Here is a 20,432-nt window from a genome sequence, read left to right as displayed (position 1 = left end):
GCCGGCGCGGCGGCGGTTCGCGCTGGCCGCGCTCGGCGTGCCGCTCGCGTTCTCGGGCCTCGTGATCGCCTATGGCTTCATCCTGAGCTTCGGGCGCGCGGGCTTCGTGACGATGCTGCTGGCGCGGCTCGGGGCCGATCCGGCGCGCGTGGGCGGCGCGATCTACACGAGCTTCGGGCTGGCGATCGCGTATGCGTACTACCTGATTCCGCGCGTCGCGCTGATGCTGTACCCGGCGTTCGCGAACTTCGACCGCCGGCCGCTCGATGCGGCGCTGACGCTCGGCGCGCGGCCGTGGCGCGCCTGGATGGACGTGGCGTGGCGCGAGCTGTGGCCGTCGGTGGCGGCGGCCTGGTGCCTGGTCGCGGCGATCGCGCTCGGCACCTACGGCACCGCCGTGGCGCTGGCCGGCACGCAGATCAACATCCTGCCGCTGCTGATGTATTTGAAGCTGTCCGACGGGCAGACCGATTTTTCGCAGGCCGCCGTGCTGTCGATCCTGCTGACGGCGCTCTGCACCTGTGTTCTTGCAATAGGGGAATGGATTGTCAGACCAAGGCAACACTGAAATTGCGGCACCGGCCGCGCTCGCGGCACTCGCGGCGCGCCAGCGTGGTGCGAACCGGCTGCTGATGCCGGTTGGCGTGATCGGCCCGCGCGCGGCCACCGACGCGCAGTTGCGCGTGGCAGAAGCCGTCGCGCATGCGCTTGCGCAGGCCGGCATGGCGATCGTCGGCGGCGGCAAGGGCGGCGTGATGGAAGCGGCCGCGCGCGGCGCGCATCGGGCCGGCGGCATCGCCATCGGCCTGCTGCCCGAGGAGGACGCCGAAGGCGCGAACCCGTATCTGAGCGTCGCGCTGCCCACCGGGCTCGGCATCACGCGCAACGCGCTGATCGCGCGTTCCTCGCTGTGCCTGATCGCGGTGGGCGGCGGGCTCGGCACGTTGTCCGAGATCGCGCTCGGGCTGCAATGGGGCAAGCCGGTGTTCGCCATCTGCGATGCGCCGCAGGTGGCCGGCGTGGAGACATTCGAATCGCAGGACGCGCTGATCGAGCGCACGGCGCGCTGGCTGAGCCTGCTCGCCTGACGTCGGTAGGCACGGTTTCGCAGTACAGGTTTTTCCGTCAACTAAAAGTAGGATTACTGAACATGAAGAAGACTCTCATCGCGTCGTGCCTGCTCGGCGGTGTGGCCGCCGGCGCGCACGCGCAAAGCAGCGTGACGCTGTACGGGATCGTCGACAACGGCCTGGCCTGGCAGAACAGCGCCACCTCGGTCGGCTCGACCACCGGCGGCCATGCGCTGACCAAGATGACGTCGGGCGTGTGGGCCGGCAGCCGCTTCGGCCTGAAGGGCAGCGAGGATCTGGGCGGCGGCACCAAGGCGATCTTCACGCTCGAGGCGGGCGTGAACGCCGCGAACGGCACGTCGCAATTCACCGGCGGCATGTTCACGCGCCAATCGTGGGTGGGCCTGACCAACGCGCGCTTCGGCACGCTGACCGCCGGCCGCCAGTACACGGCCTATTACACGATCCTCTCGCCGTGGAGCCCCACCACCTGGCTGACCGGTTATTTCGGCGCGCATCCGGGCGACATCGATTCGCTCGACAACATCTACCGCGCCAACAACTCGCTCGTCTATCAGTCGCCGACGCTCGGCGGCTTCACGTTCGCCGCATCCTATGCGTTCGGCGGCGTGCCGGGCAGCGTCAACGCCGGTTCGACCTGGAGCGCGGGCCTGCAATACGCGAACGGCCCGGTGGGGATCGGCGCGGCGTTTCAGCGCGTGAACAATTCGACGCCGGGCGGCGGCGCATGGGGCGCATCGTCCACCACCTCGAACGGCGGCTCGGAAACGGCCGTCTCGGCGATCAACAACGGCTACCAGACGGCGCAGGCGCAACAGCGCTTCGCCGTGACGGGCGGTTACCGCTTTTCGGATGCATGGGATGTTTCGGCATCCTATTCGAATGTGCAATACATTCCGGGCGCGGGCTCGTCGTTCCGCAACACGGCGATCTTCAACACGGCCGGGGCGGTGCTGCATTTCCATCCGTCGTCGTCGTGGGATTTCGCGGGCGGCTACAGCTACACGCGCGCCACGCTGGCCAATGGCGTGGCGAACGCCGCGCAGTATCAGCAGTTCTCGATGTCGCAGTACTACAGCTTGTCCAAGCGCACCGGCCTCTATGCGGTCGAGTCGTATCAGCGCGCCAACGGCGACACGCTGTCGAGCGCCGGCAAGGTGGTGATCGCCACGCCGTCGCTGGGCGACGGCTTCGCCGCCACGCCGGCCTCGTCGCGCAGCCAGGTCGCGCTCGGCGTGGGTGTGGTGCACCGCTTCTGAGCGTGAAGCGGTAGCGCTGCCGGCCGGCGCGGCGTGAACCGACGCATGCGTCGGCCGCGCCGCGCCGGTTTGCATTCGCTCGGTGTGCGCCAGGACGCCGCTGCACGCTCGGAGCCGGCGCCGTCCCGCCAGGCGCGCGAGGCCAGTCGGCCCGTGCTCGACGCGCGGCGCGCCATCGTCGGTTTCTACGCTTGCGCGGCGCTTCGCCCGCGCGCGCCGGCACGCTTTCGCGAATTCGGCTACAGTCGTCGCGCCAGGCCTCGCCCAGTACGGCGGCGCGGCCGGCAACCTTTCTGAAACGTGATTGCAAGGAGACGGAGATGCGGATTCTGGTGGTGGGCGCGGGTGCGACCGGCGGTTATTTCGGCGGGCGGCTGGCCGCGGCCGGACGTGACGTGACCTTTCTCGTGCGCGAGGGGCGCGCCCGCGCGCTCGCGCGCGACGGCCTCGTGATCCACAGCCCGCATGCCGGCGACCTGACGCTGCGCGACGTGAAGACGGTGCAGGCCGGCGACGCCGACCGCGCTGGCGCGTTCGACCTGATCTTCCTGAGCTGCAAATCGTACGGCCTCGACGGCGCGATCGAATCGTTCGCGCCGTTCGTCGGCCCGCGCACGGCGATCCTGCCGGTGCTGAACGGCATGCGCCATCTCGACGTGCTGAAGGCCCGCTTCGGCGATGCGAACGTGATGGGCGGCCTCTGCATGATCGCGGCCACGCTCGACGCCGAACAACGCATCGTTCACCTGAACGATTCGCAGGCGGTGGGCTTCGGCGATCTGACGGGCGGCCTCACGCCGCGCACGCAGGCCGTGGCCGAGGCGTTCTCGGGCGCGGGCTTCGACGTGCATCCGGCCGCCGACATCGTCGCGAAGATGTGGGACAAGTGGATGTTCCTGGCCACGCTGGCCGCATCCACGTCGCTGTTCCGCGGCTCGATCGGCGACATTCTCGCCGCGCCGGACGGCCGCCAGTTGCTCGAAACGATGTTCGGCGAAGTCACGGCGATCGCCGCGCACAACGGCTTCCCGGCCGGCGAATCGCTGCACGACCGCGCGCGCCGCATGCTGTTCACTGCCTCGGGCATGACCGCCTCGATGCTGCGCGACGTGGAAAACCACGCGCGCGTCGAGGCCGATCACGTGATCGGCGACCTGCTCGCGCGTGCGCCGGAGGGCGAGAGCGGCCTGAAGCTGCTGCGCGTGGCCTACACCCATCTGAAGACCTACGAAGCGCGCGCCGCGCGCGAAGACGCGGCCGCCTGACGGCCCGCCCGCGCATGGCGGTTCCGGGCACGCTGCCCGATTGGCATCGCCATGCGCCGCCGCGCTTGCTTCCGCGCGGCGAATTGCTAGGATGAGCGTCGACGCGCGCGACACGATCGGGCGCGGAGATGACGACGTGCGCCGATCCAGGCCATCACCCGCCGCCGCTGCCGACCCGGCCGCCGCGCGGCCGGGCCGCATTCACCGCCTGTTTTCGCCGGCTTCCGCCGCCGTGCCGCATCCCGGCACACGCTCCGCGACCCCTTCCCGCCGCCCGACGTCGCGCGCCGCATCGTGCGGCGTGCTCAACGACGCATAGCGAGGAGACAAGGCATGACAAGCGGAGTCGTGGGATTCGTCGGGATCGGCGTGATGGGGCAGCCGATGGCGCTCAACCTGGCGCGCGCGGGTACCGAGCTGGTGGTGTGGAACCGCTCGCCGGCGCGCTGCGAGCCGCTGCGCGAAGCGGGCGCGCAGGTGGCCGAATCGGTCGGCGAGGTCTATCGCCGCGCCAGCATCGTGATCCTGATGATGGCGACCGACGCCGCGCTCGACGCCGTGCTCGGCCGCGGCACGCCCGAATTCGGCGAGCGCGTGGGCGGTCATCTGATCGTGCAGATGGGCACCATGTCGGCGGAGTATTCGCGCGCGCTCGATGCCGAGATCCGCGCGGCCGGCGGCCGTTACGTCGAAGCGCCGGTATCCGGTTCGCGCAAGCCGGCCGAGGCGGGGCAACTCGTGGCGATGCTGGCCGGCGAACCGGACGACGTCGCCGCGGTGCGCCCGCTGCTCGCGCCGATGTGCCATCAAGCGGTGGTGTGCGGCCCGGTGCCGTCAGGCCTGCTGATGAAGCTCGCCGTCAACAGCTACCTGATTCCGATGGTGACGGCGCTCGCCGAGGCCTCGCATCTGGCGCGCCATTACGGCCTCGACCTCACGCAGTTTCAGGCCGTGCTCGACGCCGGCCCGATGGCCAGCGCCGTGTCGCGCGTGAAGATCGACAAGCTGGTGCGCGAGGATTTCGAGGTGCAGGCGTCGATCGCCGACGTGCTGAAGAACAACCGGCTGGCCGCCGAGGCCGCGCGCAATGCGAAGCTGGCGTCGCCGCTGCTCGATACCTGCCACGCGCTCTACGACGAAACGCTGGCGCTCGGGCACGGCGGCGAGGACATGGCCGCCGTGGTGCGTGCGATCGAGGCGCGCACGGTGCAGGGGCGCGGCTGAACGTCGTCAGACGTGCGGATCAGTTGGCCGCGCGCCAGGCCGCGTCGAGCGCCGCCATGTCCTGATAGACGGGCACGTCGGCCGGGAACGGGTTTTCCTCGCCCGGCGCGACGATGCCCGCGAACGGCATGCCGAGCCCGCGCGCCGCGTCGAATTCTGTGAACGAATCGCCGATCGCCAGCACCTCGGCCGGTCGCCAGCCGCCCTGGCGCAGCACGTCGGCGAATGCGTCGGGCTTGGTGGTGGGCGAGCCGACGATGCTGCGGAAATAGCGCGCGAAATCGCGTTCGCGCGTGATGCGCTGGAGATCGTCGTCGGCGGTGCCGGAAATCAGATGCAGCGACAGCGCGCCCTGGCGCCGTTCGAGGAATGCGCGTGCGCCGGGCAGTTCGGGGCACGCGTCGATGCGCGCCATCAGCAGGTCGCTGTAGCGCTGCGCGCGCGCCTGCACCACGGCGGGATCCGGCGCGCGACCGAAGATCGCCTGCTCGTAGTGCGCGAACTTCGCGACGCGGCCCACGCCGCCGTGATGCACGAGGTGGGCGAGCATGTCGGCGCGCTGCGTGTCGCTGATCGGCTCGTCGTAGCACTCGAAGAACAGGTTCACCTTCATCCAGACCGAATCGAGAATCACGCCGTCGAAATCGAAAGCGATCGCGCGGATCGTGTCGAACGGGATCGGGGAAGGCATCGTGTCACTCCAAGGGGAAAGCGGGGAAGGGAAGAGGCGGGCGCGCCCCGGTGCGGCGTGCGTGGCGTTCAGGCGCCGGCCATCGTCATCGCCTCGAGCTGGCGCACGATTTCCTTGCGCAGGTCGGGCGACAGGTTCTGATAGCCGAGCAATTCGGAAATCCACATGCCGTCGGCGGCGAGCCGGCAGATCATCAGGCGCGCGGCCTCGTCGAGCGGCAGCGGATCGGGGCGCGCGATCTCGCGCATCGGCGCGGCCCAGCGTTCGCGCGCGTCCGGGTCGGTCATCATCGACGACACCAGCACGCGCAGCAGGTTGGTGCTCGCGGCGGGCGCGGCTTCGGCCATCGCCGCGTGCAGATAGGCGCGCGCGTTCGCGCCGCGCGGGTGCGGATCGCTGTCGATGCGCGTATGCATCTGCTGCTCGAAGCGCTCGAGCGTCTGCGCGAACAGCGCGTCGAACAGCGCCTGCTTGCTGCGGAAGTGATATTGCAGCCCGCCCTTGCTGACGCCGGCGCGCTCGGCCACGGCGTCGAGCGTGACGGCGTGCACGCCGAGCTCCGTCGCGATATCGGCGGCGGCGCTCAACAACTGCGAACGGACGTGGGCGGGGGCTTTCTTGCGGCGGTTGCCGCGGGTGTCGTCGGTGGCGGAGCGTTCGACGGAGACGGCCGCGGATGGGGGATACGCAACGCCATCGGACGCGGAATCCGGCGCGGACAGCGGAGAGGCGGGCGCGGCGGACGGGTCGACAGGCGGCGCGGCGGGCGCGGAAGGCCGGATGGAATTCATTGGCGCATCTTAACATCGGCCGTTGAATCCAAACAATCCGGCTGGATGGTATGATCCGGCCGATGAAAAATTCAGCTCTTCCCCTGCCATCGATGCTCGATGCCGCGATCCTGCGCGGCCGCGACGCTCTTGCGCAGCGCCAGGACGCCGACGGCAGCTGGTGCTTCGAACTCGAATCCGACGCGACGATCACCGCCGAATACATCCTGATGATGCATTTCATGGGGAAGATCGACGACGCGCGGCAGGCCCGCATGGCCATCTACCTGCGCACTATCCAGCGGCTGTCGACGCACGGCGGCTGGGATCTCTACGTGGACGGCGCGCCCGACGTGTCGTGCAGCGTGAAGGCCTACTTCGCGCTGAAGGCGGCCGGCGACAGCGAAAGCGCGCCGCACATGGTGCGCGCGCGCGAATGCATCCTGAAGCTCGGCGGCGCGGCGAAGTGCAACGTGTTCACGCGCATCCTGCTGGCCACGTTCGGTCAGGTGCCGTGGCGCGCCACGCCGTTCATGCCGGTGGAGTTCGTGCTGTTCCCGAAGTGGGTGCCGATCTCGATGTACAAGGTCGCCTACTGGGCGCGCACGACGATGGTGCCGCTGCTGGTGCTGTGTTCGCTGAAGGCGCGCGCGAAGAACCCGCGCAACGTGTCGATCCGCGAGTTGTTCGTGGTTGCGCCGGAAGAGGAGCGCCATTATTTCGCGCGCGGCGGTTTCGTGCGCAACCTGTTCCTCGGCATCGACCGCACCGTGCGCCATGCCGACGCGCTGATCCCGCAGGCGCTGCGCCGCCGCGCGATCCGCCACGCCGAAGCGTGGTGCGCCGAGCGCATGAACGGCGAGGACGGCATGGGCGGGATCTTCCCGCCGATCGTCTACAGTTACCAGATGATGGATGTGCTTGGGTATCCCGACGATCACCCGCTGCGCCGCGACTGCGAGAACGCGCTTGAAAAGCTGCTGGTCGAGCGCCCGGACGGCAGCATGTATTGCCAGCCGTGCCTGTCGCCGGTGTGGGATACGGCCTGGGCCACGATGGCGCTCGAACAGGCGCGCGCGGTGCCCGAGACGCGTCCCGATCCTCGGGTTTCCGAAGCACAGCTGAACGAAAAGATCGCCGCCGCGTACGAATGGATGGCCGGCAAGCAGGTGACCGAGCTGCGCGGCGACTGGATCGAGAACGCGCCGGCCGATACGCCGCCGGGCGGCTGGGCGTTCCAGTACGAGAACCCGTATTACCCCGACATCGACGACAGCGCCGTGGTGGCCGCGATGCTGCATCAGCGCGGCCGCGCGCTGGCGCGCAGCACGGGCCACAACCCGTACGAGCAGGTGGTGGCGCGCGGGCTGGACTGGATGCGCGGCCTGCAATCGCGCAACGGCGGCTTCGGCGCGTTCGACGCCGATTGCGATCGCCTCTATCTGAACCTGATCCCGTTCGCCGATCACGGCGCGCTGCTCGATCCGCCGACCGAGGATGTGTCGGGCCGCGTGCTGCTGTGCTTCGGCGTGACCGGCCGCGACGAGGACAAGCCCGCGCTGCGGCGCGCGATCGACTACGTGAAGGGTGCGCAGCGCGCGGACGGCAGTTGGTGGGGCCGTTGGGGCACCAACTACCTGTACGGCACCTGGAGCGTGCTGGCCGGGCTGGCGCTGGCCGGCGAGGATCCTTCGCAGCCCTATATTGCGCGGGCGCTGGCGTGGCTGCGTGCGCGCCAGCATGCCGACGGCGGCTGGGGCGAAACCAACGACAGCTATATCGATCCGGCGCTGGCCGGCACCAACGGCGGCGAGAGCGCCTCGAACTTCACGGCCTGGGCGCTGCTCGCGCAGATGGCGTTCGGCGACTGGCAATCGGAATCGGTGCAGCGCGGCATTCGGTATCTGATGTCGGTGCAGCAGGACGATGGCTTCTGGTGGCACCGCTCGCACAATGCGCCGGGCTTCCCGCGCATCTATTACCTCAAGTACCACGGCTACACGGCGTATTTCCCGCTGTGGGCGCTGGCGCGCTACCGCCGGCTGTCGCACGCAGCGCAGGCCCGGGCCGAATCCCGCACGGACGCCGGCGCGATGCCGGACCTGACGCCGAAGTTGAAGGCGCGCGAGGCGGTGCCGGTGCAGTAAGCGCGGTATCGTGTATTCCTGATCGATCGGGCAGCCCGGCGCAAGCCGGCTGCCCGATTGCCGTTTACGGTGCCTTGCCCGGCGTCTTGGCCGGCGTGTCGCCCGAGCACGGCAGATAGCGCAGCGGCCGCGAGGCCACCTTCACGCAGGCGTCGGCGGCCTGGGCGGGCGCGCCGCTGCGCCGCCCGGTGACCTGCACGCTGTTGTCGCCGCGTTGCCAGCGCAGCACGGGTTGCGGATTGCCGGCGAACGTCACGCTGCCCACGCCGACATCGCCGTCCACCGCGAGCCGGCCTTGCCACGCGGTGAGCTGGCGGGCGGCGTCGTAGTCGCCCGACATCGTGTTCACGTTGAACGAAAAGCCCTTCGCGTAGCCCACCTGCGAATAGGTTTCGAGCGACCAGCGCAGCGCCCAGCCCGCGCCGTCCGGGGCGCGCGCGACGATCGTGGCGGGCGGCCAGGCGATGTCGCCGAGGTTGACCGTTTTCGCGAGCTGGCATTGCAGCAGGCGCGGCTTCGGCGCGTGCGGGTCGCCCACGTCCACGCGCGTGCCGGTTTCGCTGATCGCCGCGCAGGGCCAGCCGTCGACGGTTTGATCGAAGGCGAGCGTGGCGCGGTAGACGGCATCGGTATCGCCGTCGCGATGCTCGATGCCGCGAATCGACAGCGCGCCGAGCGCCACGGCGCGATCGCTCGTGAGGGCGGCGGGCTGCCCGGTGGCGACGAGCATCTGCACGCGGCTGCCCGCCGGGAACGTCGCGCCGCCCAGTTGCACCGGCGCGTCGGTCTCGTGGGACGCGCCGAGGCGCTGCGCGGCGAAGCTTTGCGGATCGGTCGCCATGAACCAGTGATAGGTGGCGGTGAGCCACAGCAGCGGCGCGGCGAAGAACAGCGCGGTGGCGAGGTAGCGCGTGAGCGGGCGCGCGCGGCGCAACATCGTGAACAGGAACGCGGTCAGCAGCAGCCAGCCGCCCGCCAGCGCGAGCAGACGGATGCCGCCGGGGCCGCCGGCGCTACCGATTGCGGCATGGCAGAGCGCGGGGGCGAGGAGTGGAGCGAGCGCAAGCAGGCGCGCGGCGCCGCGCAGCGTGCCGGCGGGTATCGATCGCGGGCGGATCGGGGTCATCGGGCTTCCGGAAGGGCGAGTACGCCGCAACGATACACGAGGCGGCGCGAAGCCTGCTCTGCCGCCACGGTCATGCGGCAGCCGGCTCAGGTGCGCGCGTCGCCCCGCTTCGCCGCGCGCAGCGGCAGGCGCAGCGCCATCGCGAACAGCAGCGCATACATCGCCGCCAGCATCGCGAAACCCCACGCATAGGCGGCCGAATGCGTGCCGGCGCCGGCCGCGGGCACGGCGAGCCGCCAGGCCAGCAGCGTCGAGCACAGCGTGGTCAGCGCCGGGCCGCCGAGCCGCTGCACGATGTTGAGCGCGGTGGTGGCCATCGGCAGCGCCTCGCGCGGCACCGCTGCATAGGCGGCCGTGATGGTCGGCACGCCGATCGCGCCCTGGCCCAGGCCGCGCAGGAATTGCGAGGCGAGCATGACCGCGAGGCCGAAGCCGTGCAGCGGCATCCACACCATCGGCAGCGTCGAGAGCAGCGCGAGCAGCGCGCCGCCGGCCGAGACGTATCGGAGCCCGAAGCGTTCGGTCAGCATGCCCATCGACGGAAACGCGATCATCAGGCCGATGCCGGTGGGCGCGAGCAGCCAGCCCATTTCGCCGGGCGAGCGGCCCACGCCGTCGATCAGGTAGAGCGGCACCAGCATCTGCGAGACGAACAGCGTGCCGTTCCAGACGAATTGCGTCAGCGCGGCCAGGCCGAACACCGGGCGGCGGAACACCGCGAGATCGATCAGGGCATGCGTGCCGAGGCGGCGCGCGTGGCGCAGGAACAGCGCGATCAGCAGCGCGCCCGCCGCGAGCGAGGCCGCGCCTTCCGGGCGCGCCACGCGTTCGCAGCCGAACAGCACCAGCACCAGCGCGGGCGACAGCAGCGCGAAGCCGGCCCAGTCGAGCCGGCGTCGCTCGCCGGCCGGTGCATCGTCGGGCAGGAAGCGCAGCGCGAGCGCGAGGCCGAGCGCGCCGATCGGCAGGTTCATCAGGAACAGCCAGCGCCACGATGCGTAATCGAGCAGCGCGCCGGCCAGCACCGGGCCGAGCACCGGCGCGATCAGCACCGGCACGGCGGCGTAGCCCACCACGCGCGCCATGTGCGCGCCGGCCACGCGCGCGATGGTCATCTGCGCCATCGGCGCGAGCAGGCCGCCCGTCACGCCCTGCAACACACGGAACGCGATCAGCGAGCCGGCCGACCACGCCAGCCCGCACAGTGCGGACGTGACGGTGAACGCGGCGAAGCAGACCAGATAGACGCGCTTCGCGCCGAGCCGATCCACCAGCCAGCCGTTCATCGGCAACGCCAGCGTGAGCGCGAGCAGGTAGGCGCTGGTGACCCACTGGATCGTCGCGAGCCGCGTGTGCATCGCGTGGGCGAGGCCCGACAGCGAAACGTTGACGATGGTGGCGTCGAGCTGCGCGAGCAGCGAGCCGAGCGTCGCGACCGCGCACACCTTCCAGATGGCCGGATCGATGCGCGCGGGCGCGGCGCCGGCGCTGCGATCAGGCACGGCGTGCGTCGAGCAGCGCGACGATGTCCTGCGTCGTGCCGGTTTCGCCGAGGCGCGGGAAGATCGTGCTGAAGCTGTGCGCGTGCGCTTCGGCCTTCAGGTCGGTCATCGCGTCGCTGACGAGCGTGACGTTGTAGCCGAGCGCGTGCGCGACGCGCGCCGTCGATTCCACGCCGATGCTGGTGGCGATGCCGCACAGCACGATCTGCGTGACGCCGGCGGCCTTCAGTTGGGCGTCGAGATCGGTGTTGGTGAACGCGCACCACGAACGCTTGGTGACCAGCAGGTCGCTCGGCTGCTGCTTCAGTTCGGGAATCAGGTCGGCCCAGTCGGGCGGCAGCGCGCCGCCGCCGTGCGATTGCTCGTTGCGGCCGGGCGGGACGCCGGCCACGTTGACGAGCACCACCGGCAGGTGCTGCGCGCGGAACGCGTCGATCAGCTTGACCGATTGCGCGACGATGTCGGCGGCCGGATGCGCGATGGGCAGGGCGACGATGCCCTTTTGCAGATCGATGACGACGAGGGCGGTTTTCGGATCGAGGACGGTGGCGGTCATGGAAAGACTCCTTCGGCGCGGGGCCGGTGACGGGTTGGGCCAGGAACGGCGCGGCGCCGCCGGGGGACGGCGCCGGGAAAGATTCGGTGGCGGTACTCGGGAACGCGAACGCTCAGCGCTCGGCCAGTTGCTTGATCAGCGGCAGCGCGGCGGCCAGCACGCGGCGCTCGTCGTCGCTCAGTTCGCGCACGGCTTCGAGCAGCCAGGCGTGCTTGGCGGTGCGGCGCTGCTGGCGTTCGGCGGCGCCCGCGGGCGTCAGCGCGATCAGCCATTGGCGGCCGTCGGTGGGATGCGGCTGCCGCGCGATCAGCCCGGCCTGTTCGAGGCCGACCACGAGCGTGCCCATCGATTGCGGCTTCATCGATTCGGCGCGCGCGAGATCGGCGGTGGTCATCGGGCCGCTCAGTTCGAGGCGCGCGAGCACGCTCAGTTGCGACAGCGTGTATTCGCTCGGGCCCAGTTCGGAGCGCACGCGGCGCACCAGTTGGCCGATGGCGAGGGTCAGGTCGGAGACGGCGGCTTCGAGCGCGCGATCGGAGGCTTTGGCGGGCGACATGGACGGTATCGTATTAAAAGAAAGTTGAACTTGCAAGGTTAACTTCCAAATTATACGAAAGCTTTCCAGGCCCTGTCGAAAGTATTTCGCAGGGCTGACGATCGCGCCGCGCGAACTAGCGATCGAGCTCGGGGTAGTGGCGGAAGATGCCTTGGGTGTTGAACGGAATGCGCCGCGCCGAGGCCAGATAGCGCGCGATGGGCGGATGCGCGGCGACATGATCGCGCAGCGCGCTCAGGCCCGGATGGTTCGGTTCCTCGCGGCTCATCGCCTTCGGGAACGCATAACGCAGGCCTTCGATCAGCTGGAAGACGGACAGGTCCACATAGCTCAACCGGCTGCCGGCCAGGAAGCCGCCGCCATGCGGGTTCTGCGCGAGCACGCGGCTGAAGTAGCCGAGGAATTTCGGCAGCCGGTTCGCGATGAAATCCTCGCTGCGCAGCGCCGCCTCGGCCAGTTGATCCTCGTAATAGAGGCCCGAGCCGATCGGATGATGCGTGTCGTGGATCTCGGTGACGAAATCGGCCACCGTCAGTTGCAATTGGTGTGCCCACAGGCGGCCGGCTTCGTCCTTCGGCGCGAGGTGCAGCTTCGGGCCGAGAAACAGCAGGATGTTGGCGGTCTGGGCGACGATCAGCTCGCCGGCCTTCAGGAACGGCGGCGCGAACGGCACGGCCTCCAGCGTGTCGCTGTCGAGCAGCCGGCTCATGGCCGCCATGCCGCCCTTCTCGCGCGCCACGTCGGTGTAATCGGCCTCGGCGGCTTCGAGGGCCAGCCTCACGTATTCGCCGCGCCCCTGGATCGTGGGCCAGTAATACAGCTCGTAGTGCATGGTGTGCGCCTCCGTTGGACAGGACCAGCCGACAGTGTAGGACGGCTGACGATCCGGTGTCGGCGCACGCAGGGTCAGGCCAGCCCGCCCTGGCAGACGTACTTGATCGAAAGGTAATCGTCGAGGCCGTACTTCGAGCCTTCGCGGCCGTAGCCCGATTCCTTGACGCCGCCGAACGGCGCGGCTTCGCTGGAAAGCGCACCTTCGTTGACGCCGACGATGCCCGATTCGAGCTGATCCGTCACGCGTTCGATGCGGCGCAAGTCCTGGCTGTAGAAATACGCGGCCAGGCCGAACGGCGTGTCGTTGGCGGCGCGCACGGCTTCGGCTTCGTCCTCGAAGCGGAACAGCGGCACCACCGGGCCGAAGGTTTCCTCGCAGCTCAGTTGCATGTCGGCGGTGGCGTCGGCCAGCACGGTGGGCGCGTAGTAGGTCGGGCCGAGTTCCGTCAGGCGCTTGCCGCCGGCCAGCACGCGCGCGCCGCGCGTCACGGCGTCGTCCACGTGGCGGGCGATCTTGTCGATCGCGCGGTCGTTGATCATCGGGCCGATCTGCGAATCGGCCTGCGTGGCGGGGCCGACCTTCAGCGCGGCCACGCGTTCGGCGAGCCGCTCGGCGAAGCGCTCGTACACGCCCGCCTGCACGTAGACGCGGTTCGGGCACACGCAGGTCTGGCCGCCGTTGCGGAACTTCGACACCAGCAGGCCGGCAACGGCGGCGTCGAGATCGGCGTCGTCGAACACGATGAACGGCGCGTTGCCGCCCAGCTCCAGCGACAGCTTCTTCAGCGTGGCCGCCGATTCCTTCGCCAGATATTTGCCGACCGGCGTCGAGCCGGTGAACGTGATCTTGCGCACGCGCGCATCGCCGAGCCAGTCGCCCACGGCGGCCACCGCGCGCTCGCGCGAGGTGCTGATCAGGTTCAGCACGCCGGCCGGCACGCCGGCCTCGTGCGCGAGCAGCACCAGCGCCAGCGCGGTGAGCGGGGTGTCTTCCGCGGGCTTGGCCACCACCGTGCAGCCGGCCGCCAGCGCCGGCGCGATCTTGCGCGCGATCATCGCGAGCGGGAAGTTCCAGGGCGTGATGGCCGCCACCACGCCCACCGGCTCCTTGCGCGCGCTCATGCGCTTGCCGCGCTGCTGCTGCGGGATCAGGTCGCCGTAGATGCGGGTGGCCTCGTCGGCGAACCACGCCACGTACGACGCGCCGTACATCACCTCGCCGCGCCCTTCGGCCAGCGGCTTGCCCTGTTCGAGCGAGATCAACTGACCGAGTGCGTCGGCGTGCTCGACGATCAGCGCGTGCCAGCGGCGCAGCACGGCGGCGCGCTCGGCGGGCAGCGTGTCGCGCCAGGCCGGGAACGCACGGGCGGCGGCGTCGGTGGCGGCGCGCGCGTCGGCCTCGCTGCTGTCCGCCACCTCGGTGATGGTGTTCCCGGTGGCCGGATCGGTCACGGCGAAGCGGCGGCCGTCCGAGGCCGCGGCCCATTGGCCGTCGATGAAGTTGTCGGTGCGAATCAAGTCCTGCAGGCTGAAGCGGGCGGTCATGGGGCGGGGCCTCGTCGGAAGGGCGGTGGCGGTGCGCGTTGCCGTCGGACGGCGCGCAGCGGTTCGCACCATGCTACCGCCGCTGCGGCAGTGCATGTTTCGTCAAATAAATCGTTAAACAGTGCGAATCGGTTGTTTTGCGGGGCGCGCACGGCATTCCATGCTGTGCCGCGTGCGCTCAGGCCGCCGCGCGCGGCCCGGCGCCGATGGCGGCGGCCAGCCCGAGTTCGGGGTAGGCGAGATCGACGGCGGCGAGATCGGCGTGCATTTCGGCGAGCAGCCAATCGCGCACTTCCGCCACGATCGGCCGCAGCGGCCGGCCTGGCGCCCACGACAGGCAGCAGAGGCGGTCGGTCACCTGCAGCTCGGACACGGCCGGCACCAGTTGCTTCTGCGCGAGCCAGTGCGCGAGCACGTTGACCCAGCCGAGCGCGATGCCCTGGCCGAGCAGCGCGGCCTGCACGACGATCGCGTAATCGTTGAAGCTCAGCACGTGGGCGGCGGTGCGCTCGCCGCTGGCGAACGCGCGGTAGCGGGTGTGCCAGCCGCGCTCCTCGGCATCCATGACGATCACGGTGTCGCCATGTTCGTGCCAGGCCTCGCCGCGCGCGAGCTCCGCGTAGCGCGGGTTGCACACCGGCAGCAGCACCTCGGGCATCACGGCCACGCTGTGCTCGTCGGGCTCGCCGCCGTGCAGGAAGCGCATGCCGAGATCGACGTCGCCGAGCGGGCCGCCGATGCGCCCCGAAATCAGCTGGAAACGCAGGTCGACCGACGGAAACGCCGCGTTGAGCCGCCCCATGCGCGACATCAGCCAGTGCGTGGTGAACGCGGTGGATACCGACAATGTGACCGGTTCCACGCCCGTCGCACGGGCCTCGATCTCGCTGATCGCATCCTCGATGCCGTTCAATCCTTCGGAGATCTTGCGATACAGGATGCGGCCGTTCTCGGTCAGCTCGATGCCGCCGTGCACGCGCTCGAACAGGCGCACGCCGAGGTGATCCTCCATGCGCGACAGCATGCGGCTCACGGCCGGCTGGCTGACGTAAAGCTCCTGCGCCGCACGCGTGAAATTCCCGCAGCGCGCGGCGGCTTCGAAGACGAACAGCGCATTCGCGCTGGGGAGTTTGCGGCGAAGGTTCGGCATGACCTGATGTTATGCCCGATCCAACAATTTGGGAATTGCCGTCAAAAATACGGACGCCTATATTTTGTAAAACACGGTCTGACAAAGCGGGAGCGATGGATGGACGCGAGAGTAAAGGCAGGCGTATCGATTCGGTCGGCGGTCAAGCGTTATGGCCAGGTGGCCGCGCTCGACGATGTATCGCTGGAGGTGGCGCAAGGCGAATTCGTCTCGCTGCTGGGGCCGTCCGGCTCGGGCAAGACGACGCTGCTCGGCATCCTCGGCGGCTTCGTGCAGCCGACCAGCGGCAGCGTCTGGGTGGGCGATCGCGACATTACATTTGCGCCGCCGCACAAGCGCGACATCGGCATCGTGTTCCAGAACTACGCGCTGTTTCCGCACATGACGGTGGGCGAGAACGTGGCGTTCGCGCTGCGCGCCCGCCGCGAACCGAAATCGGGCTGGGCGCGCCGCGTGGCCGACGCGCTCGCGATGGTCGAGCTGTCCGGCTACGAAGGCCGCCGCATCAGCGAGCTGTCGGGCGGCCAGCGGCAGCGCGTGGCGCTGGCCCGCGCGATGGTGTTCGAACCGCAACTGATCCTGATGGACGAGCCGCTTTCCGCGCTCGACAAGCAACTGCGCGAAACCATGCAGATCGAGCTGCGCCGCCTGCACCGGCGGCTCGGCGCGACCATCGTGTACGTCACGCACGACCAGCGCGAGGCGCTGACGATGAGCGATCGCGTGGCTGTCCTGCGCAACGGCAAGCTCGTGCAGATCGACACCCCCGAGCGGCTCTACGACCGCCCTTGCAATGCGTTCGTGGCCAGCTTCATCGGCGAGGCCACGCTGCTGCCGGTGCAGCGCGAGGGCGAGCACGCGGTGCGGCTCGGCGAGGCCGTGCTGCACACCAGCGCGCCGCTGCCGCGCGCCGACAAGCTGCTGCTCGCGGTGCAGACCGAAAAGCTCGTGATCGACGACGGCGCCGCGCCGGCCGGGGCCAACCGCCTCAGCGCGCGCGTGACCGAGGTGCTCTATCAGGGCGAAAGCCTGCGCGTGTTCGCGACGCTGCCCGACGGCACCGCGCTGAGCCTGCGCCAGCCCGGCAATCACGACGCGCGGCAACGCATTCCGCCGCCCGGCGCTTCCGTTTCCGTCGCGCTCGACCCGCGCGACACGATCGTCGTGCCCGCCTGACGGGCACCCCCGCTCCCGGCGCCGTCCTCGCGACGCGCCTCGCTCCGGCGAGGCCGTGGGGGAGGGGTGCGCCCTGTTTGCAGTCGCCGTTTTCGAAACCTCTGTCATGTCATCAAGGATCCAAGCCATGAAGCTCACCGATTTCAAGGTTCTGACGTTCGACGTCGTCGGGACGCTGATCAACTTCGAACGGGGCGTGCTCGACTCGGTGCGCCGCCTCGGCGGCCCCGCCGCGAAGGACCTGACCGACGATCAGATCTTCGAGCCGTACCTGCGCGGCCGCGCCGCGTTCCCGGGCCGTTCGAGCCACGAGATGGCCAACGTCTACCTGTCGCTTGCCAAGGAACTCGGCCTGCCCGACGATCCGCAATCGGCCGCCGCGTTCCAGCGCGACGTGCTCGAATGGCCGGCGTTCGAGGATTCGGTGGCCGCGCTCAAGCGCCTGCGCAAGCACTTCCGGCTGGTGGCGATGACCAATGCCGACCGCGTCGCGCTGTCGGCCTACGCGCACACGCTCGGCGATCCGTTCGACGACACCGTGTGCTGCGACGAAACCGGCGTGGCCAAGCCCGATCCGCAATTCTTCGCCTACAACCGCGGGCGCCAGGCCGCGTTCGGCTACAAGTTCCGCGAGATCCTGCACACGGCGCAGAGCCAGTATCACGACATCGGCATCGCCACCGAGCTGGGCTACGCGACCTGCTGGATCGAGCGCCGCCAGGGCGAGAAGGGCTTCGGCGGCACGCCGGTGCCGAAGGAAGTGACCACGCCGACGTTCTGCTTCGCGACGCTCGCCGCGCTCGCCGACGCGGTGGACGCCGAACTGGCCGCGGCCTGATCATGCTCGCGCCGTCCGCCACGACCGCTCCGCAGCCCGGTTTGAAGCCCGGCTTGCAGCCCGATTCGCTGTGGCGTCATCTCGCCGGCCGCTCGGGCGTGCTTGCCGCCGATGCCGGCGCGGGGCCGCTCGCACGCGACCTGCAGGTGGAGGTGGCGGTGATCGGGGCCGGCTACTCGGGCCTCGGCGCCGCGCATGCGTTGCAGCGGCGCGGCGTGTCCTGCGCCGTGCTCGACGCGAACCCGGTGGGCTGGGGCGCGAGCGGGCGCAACGGCGGCGTGGTGTCGTCGAAGTTCCGGCTGTCGTTCCCGACCATCGCGAGCCGTCACGGGCTCGACGTCGCGCGGCGCATGCACCGGCTCGCGCATGAGGGCGTGCGCGCGGTGGAGGCGCTGGTCGACGAATTCGGCATCGACGGCGCGCGGTTCGCGCACACCGGCAGCCTGCGCTGCGCGCACACCGAGCGCGCGCTGGCCGCGTGCCTGGCCGAAGCCGACTGGGTGCGCACGACGCTCGGCGACACGTCGATGACGGCGCTCTCGCGTGCTCAGGTCACCGAAGAAACCGGCTCGACGGGCTTCGTCGGCGGCGTGCTGAGCGCCGACGCGGGCACCATCCTGCCGCTCGAATACGTGCTCGGCCTCGCGCGCGGCCTGGCGGCGCGCGGTGTGCCGATCCACACCGGCACGCCGGTGCTCGCGATCGAGCGCACGCCGGACGGCGTCGTGCTGCGCACGCCGGCCGCCACGGTGCGGGCGAAGCAATTGATCGTGGCGACCAACGCGTATTCGGGGCTGAGCGCCGCGACCGCCGCCTATCAGCGCGAACTCGTGCCGTTCCGCAGCGCGATGATCGCCACCGAGCGCCTGCCGGCCGAACTCGACGCGGCGCTGATGACGCGCGACCGCAGCTACACCGAAACGCGCCGCATGATGAAGTGGTTCCGCCGCGCCGACGGGCGCATGATCTTCGGCGGCCGCGACGCGTTCGGCAAGGAAGGCCAGGACACCGGCTTCGAGGCGCTGCGCCGCGCGATGGTGGCGCTGTTCCCGCAACTGGCCGGCGTGCGGGTGGAATATCGCTGGTCGGGCTACGTCGGCATGACGTTCAACGCGCTGCCGCACGTGGGCCGCAGCGACGCCGCCACCGTGTTCTGCCTCGGCTACAACGGCGCGGGCGTGGCGATGGCGAGCCTGATCGGCCAGCATGCGGCCGCGCTGGCGCTCGGCGAGCGGCCCGATCTCGCGCTGCTCGCGCAGGACGGCCTGCGGCCGGTACCGTTTCATGCGCTGCGCGCGCCGGGCGTCAGGCTCGTCGCCGCGTGGTACCAGATACTCGATTCGCTGGGGGTATGATGACGACTGCCAGAACCCTGATTTCGGAAACCGAATTGATGCGACCGAACGAGGCCGGCGCCGCGCGCCACCATCAACGGCGCGAGGATCGCGCGATGCTGCTGTTGCTCGCGCCCGCGCTCGCCGTCGTCGTGCTGCTGCTGGTCGTGCCGCTCGCGTGGCTGTCCTGGCAGTCGATCCGCCAGGACGGCGGCTTCACGTTCGAATACTATCGCCGCATCTTCAGCGGCCCCTACCTCGACACCTTCGTGCTGACGTTCCGCATGAGCGCGATCGTCACCGTCGTCACGCTGCTGCTGGCTTACCCGGTGGCGTATCTGGCCGCCTCGGTGCGGCCGCGCTACACGGCGCTGATCCTCGGCATGGTGGTGCTGCCGTTCTGGACCAGCGTGCTGGTGCGCACCTACGCGTGGCTCGTGCTGCTGCAGCGCACCGGCGTGGTCAACAAGGTGCTGATGGCCACCGGCCTGATCGACCGCCCGCTGCAACTGGCCTACAACGAACTCGGCACGATCGTGGCGATGGTGCACATCCTGCTGCCGTTCATGGTGCTGCCGCTGTATTCGGCCATGCAGAAGATTCCGCGCAACCTCTCGCAGGCCGCCGCCAGCCTCGGCGCCACGCCGCTGCACAACTTCGTGCGGGTGTTCCTGCCGCTCTCGATGGGCGGCGTGGTGGCCGGCGTCACGCTGGTGTTCGTGCTCTGCCTCGGCTTCTACATCACGCCCGAACTGATGGGCGGCGGCCGTTCGATCATGGTGTCGATGGTGGTGAGCCGCAACGTCGAGATCTACAACAGTTGGGGCGCGGCGAGCTCGGTGAGCGTGGTGCTGCTCGTCTGCGTGTTCGCGATCTTCTATGCGGCCAGCCGCGTGATTCCGCTCGACAAGACCCTGGGGGCGAAATGAAACCGAATCCGCTGGCTCGCGCGCTGCTGATCGCGGGCGTGATCCTGATCCTCGCGTTCCTGATGATCCCGGTGCTGATCGTGGTGCCGATGTCGTTCTCCGACACGCGCTTCATGACGTTCCCGCCGCCGGCGCTGTCGCTGCGCTGGTATCACGCGTTCTTCGGCAATCCCGAATGGCTCGCGGCGGCGCGTACCACGCTGCTCGCCTCGTTCGGCGCGGTGCTGATCGCCACGCCGGTGGGCGTGGCCGCGGCCTACGCGATCGAGCACGGCAAGCATCCGCTGATCCGCCGGCTGCGCACGGTGCTGATGCTGCCGCTGATGGTGCCGATCATCATCGTGGCGGTGGGCGTGTTCTTCGTCTATTCGCAACTGAGCTACGTGAACACGCTCGGCGGGCTGATCCTGGCCGACGCGATGCTGGGCCTGCCCTACGA

The 20,432-nt window shown here is 69.8% G+C and carries 19 protein-coding genes and 1 pseudogene; 11 read left to right on the top strand and 9 right to left on the bottom strand.

Annotated elements, in window-relative coordinates; all coding sequences use genetic code 11:
- The 5 genes from G3N92_RS17145 to G3N92_RS17125 all read left to right on the top strand — a co-directional run.
- A partial coding sequence (locus tag G3N92_RS17145; RefSeq protein WP_206128729.1) for an ABC transporter permease subunit occupies positions 1 to 568 on the top strand: 568 nt, incomplete at its 5' end.
- A 64-nt stretch (positions 569 to 632) separates the two neighbouring features.
- Positions 633 to 1,088, top strand: coding sequence for a TIGR00725 family protein (locus G3N92_RS17140; RefSeq protein WP_206128730.1), 456 nt, complete (start codon positions 633 to 635; stop codon positions 1,086 to 1,088).
- Between the two features lie 62 nt (positions 1,089 to 1,150).
- Positions 1,151 to 2,350 (top strand): porin, encoded by a 1,200-nt coding sequence (locus G3N92_RS17135; RefSeq protein ID WP_206128728.1) that lies wholly within the window; start codon positions 1,151 to 1,153, stop codon positions 2,348 to 2,350.
- 320 nt (positions 2,351 to 2,670) lie between these two features.
- The gene (locus tag G3N92_RS17130) at positions 2,671 to 3,615 is read left to right on the top strand and encodes a ketopantoate reductase family protein (RefSeq protein WP_206128727.1); all 945 of its coding nucleotides are present in this window, start codon (positions 2,671 to 2,673) and stop codon (positions 3,613 to 3,615) included.
- 333 nt (positions 3,616 to 3,948) lie between these two features.
- Positions 3,949 to 4,839 (top strand): NAD(P)-dependent oxidoreductase, encoded by an 891-nt coding sequence (locus G3N92_RS17125; RefSeq protein WP_206128726.1) that lies wholly within the window; start codon positions 3,949 to 3,951, stop codon positions 4,837 to 4,839.
- Positions 4,840 to 4,858: 19 nt separating this feature from the next.
- Here G3N92_RS17125 and G3N92_RS17120 read toward each other — a convergent pair whose 3' ends face one another.
- Together G3N92_RS17120 and G3N92_RS17115 are read right to left on the bottom strand one after the other, a co-directional pair.
- Positions 4,859 to 5,530 (bottom strand): HAD family hydrolase, encoded by a 672-nt coding sequence (locus G3N92_RS17120; protein WP_206128725.1) that lies wholly within the window; start codon positions 5,528 to 5,530, stop codon positions 4,859 to 4,861.
- A 68-nt stretch (positions 5,531 to 5,598) separates the two neighbouring features.
- Positions 5,599 to 6,321, bottom strand: a complete 723-nt coding sequence (locus G3N92_RS17115) for a TetR/AcrR family transcriptional regulator (RefSeq protein WP_206128724.1) — start codon at positions 6,319 to 6,321, stop codon at positions 5,599 to 5,601.
- Positions 6,322 to 6,371: 50 nt separating this feature from the next.
- Here G3N92_RS17115 and shc point away from each other — a divergent pair, with 50 nt between their 5' ends.
- Complete coding sequence (gene shc / locus G3N92_RS17110; RefSeq protein ID WP_241014839.1) at positions 6,372 to 8,447, top strand: squalene--hopene cyclase; 2,076 nt, start codon at positions 6,372 to 6,374, stop codon at positions 8,445 to 8,447.
- Positions 8,448 to 8,511: 64 nt separating this feature from the next.
- Here the strand turns inward: shc and G3N92_RS17105 are convergent, their stop codons facing one another.
- The 7 genes from G3N92_RS17105 to G3N92_RS17075 all read right to left on the bottom strand — a co-directional run bounded on the left by G3N92_RS17105 (position 8,512) and on the right by G3N92_RS17075 (position 15,716).
- The gene (locus tag G3N92_RS17105; RefSeq protein ID WP_206128722.1) at positions 8,512 to 9,573 is read right to left on the bottom strand and encodes a hypothetical protein; all 1,062 of its coding nucleotides are present in this window, start codon (positions 9,571 to 9,573) and stop codon (positions 8,512 to 8,514) included.
- Between the two features lie 86 nt (positions 9,574 to 9,659).
- Positions 9,660 to 11,075, bottom strand: coding sequence for a DHA2 family efflux MFS transporter permease subunit (locus tag G3N92_RS17100; protein WP_206128721.1), 1,416 nt, complete (start codon positions 11,073 to 11,075; stop codon positions 9,660 to 9,662).
- Positions 11,068 to 11,631: an isochorismatase family protein gene (locus tag G3N92_RS17095; RefSeq protein WP_206128720.1), complete on the bottom strand. Its 564-nt coding sequence runs from the start codon at positions 11,629 to 11,631 to the stop codon at positions 11,068 to 11,070. The genes G3N92_RS17100 and G3N92_RS17095 overlap by 8 nt, the downstream gene beginning before the upstream one ends.
- Before the next feature lie 112 nt (positions 11,632 to 11,743).
- Entirely contained in the window at positions 11,744 to 12,187 is a 444-nt protein-coding gene (locus tag G3N92_RS17090) for a MarR family transcriptional regulator (protein WP_206128719.1), read from the bottom strand.
- Positions 12,188 to 12,302: 115 nt separating this feature from the next.
- Complete coding sequence (locus tag G3N92_RS17085) at positions 12,303 to 13,019, bottom strand: glutathione S-transferase (protein WP_206128718.1); 717 nt, start codon at positions 13,017 to 13,019, stop codon at positions 12,303 to 12,305.
- A 74-nt stretch (positions 13,020 to 13,093) separates the two neighbouring features.
- Positions 13,094 to 14,566 (bottom strand): NAD-dependent succinate-semialdehyde dehydrogenase, encoded by a 1,473-nt coding sequence (locus tag G3N92_RS17080; RefSeq protein WP_206128717.1) that lies wholly within the window; start codon positions 14,564 to 14,566, stop codon positions 13,094 to 13,096.
- A 178-nt stretch (positions 14,567 to 14,744) separates the two neighbouring features.
- Entirely contained in the window at positions 14,745 to 15,716 is a 972-nt protein-coding gene (locus G3N92_RS17075; RefSeq protein WP_206128716.1) for a LysR family transcriptional regulator, read from the bottom strand.
- Between the two features lie 99 nt (positions 15,717 to 15,815).
- Between G3N92_RS17075 and G3N92_RS17070 the strand changes: the two genes are divergently transcribed.
- The 5 genes and pseudogenes from G3N92_RS17070 to G3N92_RS17050 form a co-directional block, all read left to right on the top strand.
- The gene (locus tag G3N92_RS17070) at positions 15,816 to 16,892 is read left to right on the top strand and encodes an ABC transporter ATP-binding protein (protein ID WP_206128715.1); all 1,077 of its coding nucleotides are present in this window, start codon (positions 15,816 to 15,818) and stop codon (positions 16,890 to 16,892) included.
- Positions 16,893 to 17,019: 127 nt separating this feature from the next.
- Positions 17,020 to 17,730 carry an HAD-IA family hydrolase gene (locus G3N92_RS17065; protein WP_206128714.1) on the top strand — a complete coding sequence of 237 codons (711 nt, stop codon included), beginning with the start codon at positions 17,020 to 17,022 and terminating at the stop codon, positions 17,728 to 17,730.
- 2 nt (positions 17,731 to 17,732) lie between these two features.
- Positions 17,733 to 19,085 carry an FAD-dependent oxidoreductase gene (locus G3N92_RS17060; protein WP_206128713.1) on the top strand — a complete coding sequence of 451 codons (1,353 nt, stop codon included), beginning with the start codon at positions 17,733 to 17,735 and terminating at the stop codon, positions 19,083 to 19,085.
- A gap of 38 nt (positions 19,086 to 19,123) precedes the next feature.
- Positions 19,124 to 19,993 (top strand): ABC transporter permease, encoded by an 870-nt coding sequence (locus tag G3N92_RS17055; RefSeq protein WP_241014838.1) that lies wholly within the window; start codon positions 19,124 to 19,126, stop codon positions 19,991 to 19,993.
- Positions 19,990 to 20,432, top strand: a pseudogene (locus G3N92_RS17050) (ABC transporter permease); the annotation flags it as partial. The gene G3N92_RS17055 and the pseudogene G3N92_RS17050, both read left to right, overlap by 4 nt.

The organism is Burkholderia sp. Ac-20379, from assembly GCF_017104645.1.
GTDB lineage: Bacteria > Pseudomonadota > Gammaproteobacteria > Burkholderiales > Burkholderiaceae > Burkholderia.
Note: the sequence above shows the minus strand (reverse complement) of the source record. Positions and strands in the feature narration are given on the sequence as shown.